General features: G+C 63.6%; 2 protein-coding genes and 2 pseudogenes. All 4 read right to left on the reverse strand.

All coding sequences use genetic code 11. From position 1 onward, the window contains the following. Positions 1-512 (reverse strand): annotated as a pseudogene (locus B4F07_RS11280) (5'-3' exonuclease); the annotation flags it as partial. A gap of 28 nt (positions 513-540) precedes the next feature. After that, positions 541-1719, reverse strand: a complete 1179-nt coding sequence (gene purT, locus B4F07_RS11285; protein ID WP_293703805.1) for a formate-dependent phosphoribosylglycinamide formyltransferase — start codon at positions 1717-1719, stop codon at positions 541-543. Beyond that, positions 1716-2201: a GFA family protein gene (locus tag B4F07_RS11290; RefSeq protein ID WP_293703803.1), complete on the reverse strand. Its 486-nt coding sequence runs from the start codon at positions 2199-2201 to the stop codon at positions 1716-1718. Before B4F07_RS11290 ends, purT begins: the two co-directional genes overlap by 4 nt. 522 nt (positions 2202-2723) lie before the next feature. Then, positions 2724-3015 (reverse strand): annotated as a pseudogene (locus tag B4F07_RS11295) (GMP synthase (glutamine-hydrolyzing)); the annotation flags it as partial.

The following is a 3015-nucleotide window of genomic DNA, read 5'->3' on the forward strand; positions in this document are numbered from 1 at the left end:
GCGTCGAGGCCGAGGCGGACATTTTTCATCGTGTCGAGCATGTCGACATGCGGCCCGTCGGCAGGTTCGCGGATCAGCTGCATCAAATCCTTGTCCGACGACACGATGGTGACGTCCCATCCCGCAGCGACAGCGGCTTCGGTATAGCTGGCGATCAGGTCGTCGGCTTCGAACCCCTCGGTCTCAATACACGGCAGCGAAAAGGCGCGCGTCGCGTCACGGATGAGCGGGAATTGCGGGCGCAGATCCTCGGGCGGTTCGGGGCGGTTCGCTTTATACTGGTCGTAAATCTCGTTACGGAACGACTGACTGCTGTGATCGAGGATCACCGCGAGGTGCGTTGGCCCGTCGGCATCGTGCAGATCCTTTGCCAGCTTCCACAGCATCGTCGTGTAGCCATAAACCGCGCCGACCGGCACCCCATGCGGGTTGGTCAGCGGCGGCAGGCGGTGATAGGCGCGGAAGATGTAGCTGGAGCCATCGACCAGATAGAGATGATTCTTGTCCGACATGGCGGCGGTGTAGCAGCGGCGATCCGCCCTAGCGATAGTCTATGACGAGCTTCGCTGCCGCCGCAACCGCAGCGGCGCGGGCATCATCGGTTGTGCCACCGGCGACGCGGGCGAGCGTAACGCCCATGCGGCGATACGGGCGGGTGACCGGTTTCCCGAAAATGCGAACGTCGATCGCGGTTGCGGGGTCGGGCGGGGTGAGTGCGTCCGCCAGCCCGCTGATCGTGAAATCGCTCGCGTCGCGGTCGGCGAGCAGGACGGCGCTGGCGCTGGCGTCGGGCACGTCAATCGCCGGGATCGGCAGTCCGAGGATCGCGCGCGCGTGGAGGTCGAATTCGGATAGCGATTGGGAGATCAGCGTCACCATGCCGGTATCGTGCGGGCGGGGACTAAGCTCCGAAAAAATGACCGCGTCGCCCTTGACGAAAAACTCGACCCCGAAAATGCCGTAGCCGCCCAGCGCATCGACGACTTTGGTCGCCATGTCCTGCGCGCTAACCAGCGCGGCGTTCGACATCGCCGCGGGCTGCCAGCTTTCGCGATAATCGCCGCGTTCCTGCCGGTGGCCGATCGGCGGGCAGAACGTCACCCCGTCCTTGTGGCGCACGGTCAGCAGCGTGATCTCATAATCAAAATCGATGAACGCCTCGGCAATCACGCGCAGCCGGTCGCCGCGCATCCCGGCGGCGGCATAGTCCCACGCTGCGTCGATGTCGGCAGCGTTCTTGACCGTGCTCTGGCCTTTGCCCGACGATGACATGACGGGTTTGACCACAAGCGGAAAGCCGATGCGATTTGCGGCGGCGTGGAGTGCTTCGCGCGTTTCGGCATATTCGAAGGTCGAGGTGGTGAGGCCGAGTTTGCTGGCGGCGAGGTCGCGGATCGCGTCGCGGTTCATCGTCAACTGCGCGGCGCGCGCCGACGGGACGACTTGGAAGCCATTGGCTTCGACTTCGGCCAGAATTTCGGTGCGGATCGCCTCGACCTCGGGAACGATATGGTCGGGGCGGTGCTTTTCGATCGCCCCACGCAGCGCGTCGCCGTCGAGCATGGAGAACACCTCGAAACCGTCGGCAACCTGCATCGCGGGGGCGCCTGCATAGCTGTCGCACGCGATCACGCGGCAGCCGAGCCGCTTTGCCGAAATGACGAACTCGCGGCCAAGCTCGCCGGAGCCGAGCAACAGGATGGTGGCGGTGGGTGTCATGAGGGCCAGCTTTCGGTATCATGGTCGGGGTGTTGGTGATTGCTCGCCTTGATCGTCGCGGCGGGGCCGGTCATCGTTTCTTCGGTCGTCCCTTCGCGTTGCACCGACGGCAGTGTATCGAACCACGGCATCTGCCCTTCGATCCCGAACTGCATCTTTGGCGGGAATTGCGCGGGATCATCGAGCGATCCGGTGGTGATGTTCAGATGCTTGCTGGCCAGATAATCATAGGTGAGCGGCGTGCCGCAGGTCGGGCAGAAACCGCGCTCGACCGGATCGGAGCTTCTGAAGATACCGGCTGTTCCGCGCGTCCAGAGAAAAGAATCGCGCGGAACCCCGATCAGCGCCGCGAAAAAATTCCCCGCCGCCTTCTGGCACATACGGCAATGGCAGATATGCGAGCTGTCGAGCACCGCGGTGACATGATAGCGCACCGCGCCGCATTGGCACCCGCCGGATGCCTGGGTTTCGATCCTGTCCATGGGCGGCGTTGCTATCAAGAACCGGGGCGCATCACAATCTGTACAACCGTAGAATGGCACCAAGATTGTTACCCTAGCCGCTCGGGCCGTCGCAGGTTACATCGGTCGCGAGGGAAAAGGGAGGGTTTCAATATGCTGGATAATCTGCCGGAGCACTTGCTGCGCCGTCGCCGCGCTGTCGGCATCGTCGCTATCCTGATCGCGGCTTTGACCTGGACCGTCGACCTGACCGGCCTCGTCTATGAATGCCCCTATTGCCGCAGCCAGCGCACGGTGATTGGCCTGCTCGGGCTGTTGCTGATGCTGCCCAATCCCGCGCACTGGCTGGTGCGCTACCTGTCCGCGGTGTTCGCGGTGTTTGGCCTGTCGGTCGGCGCCACGCAGCATTTTCGCGGCTGGGGGCGCATCATGGGCGGCGAGTTTGAATGGGGCGAGCAATGGTATGTGAANNTCGTCGGCTTGCTGCTCCTGATCTGGAGCTGGCGGCCCGGTAACGCAGTCGCCCCCTGACCTATCAGGCGATCACTCCCACTCGATCGTCCCCGGCGGTTTCGAGGTATAGTCGTACACCACGCGGTTGATTCCCTGCACCTCGTTGATGATGCGCGTGGCGCAGCGTGAGAGGAAGGCGGCGTCGAAGGGGTAGATGTCGGCGGTCATGCCGTCGGTGGAGGTGACGGCGCGCAGCGCGCAGACAAAGTCGTAAGTGCGGCCATCGCCCATCACGCCGACGGTTTTCACGGGCAGCAGCACCGCAAACGCCTGCCAGATCGCGTCGTACAGGCCCGCGTTGCGGATTTCGTCGAGATAGACC

Origin of the sequence: Sphingopyxis sp. UBA6723 (assembly GCF_002454115.1) — a bacterium.
Taxonomy (GTDB): Bacteria; Pseudomonadota; Alphaproteobacteria; order Sphingomonadales; family Sphingomonadaceae; genus Sphingopyxis.

Excerpts from the sequence above, each read along its gene's own strand:
- B4F07_RS11290 (WP_293703803.1), bottom strand. The coding sequence starts at position 2,201 with ATGGACAGGATCGAAACCCAGGCATCCGGCGGGTGCCAATGCGGCGCG.
- purT (WP_293703805.1), bottom strand. The coding sequence starts at position 1,719 with ATGACACCCACCGCCACCATCCTGTTGCTCGGCTCCGGCGAGCTTGGC.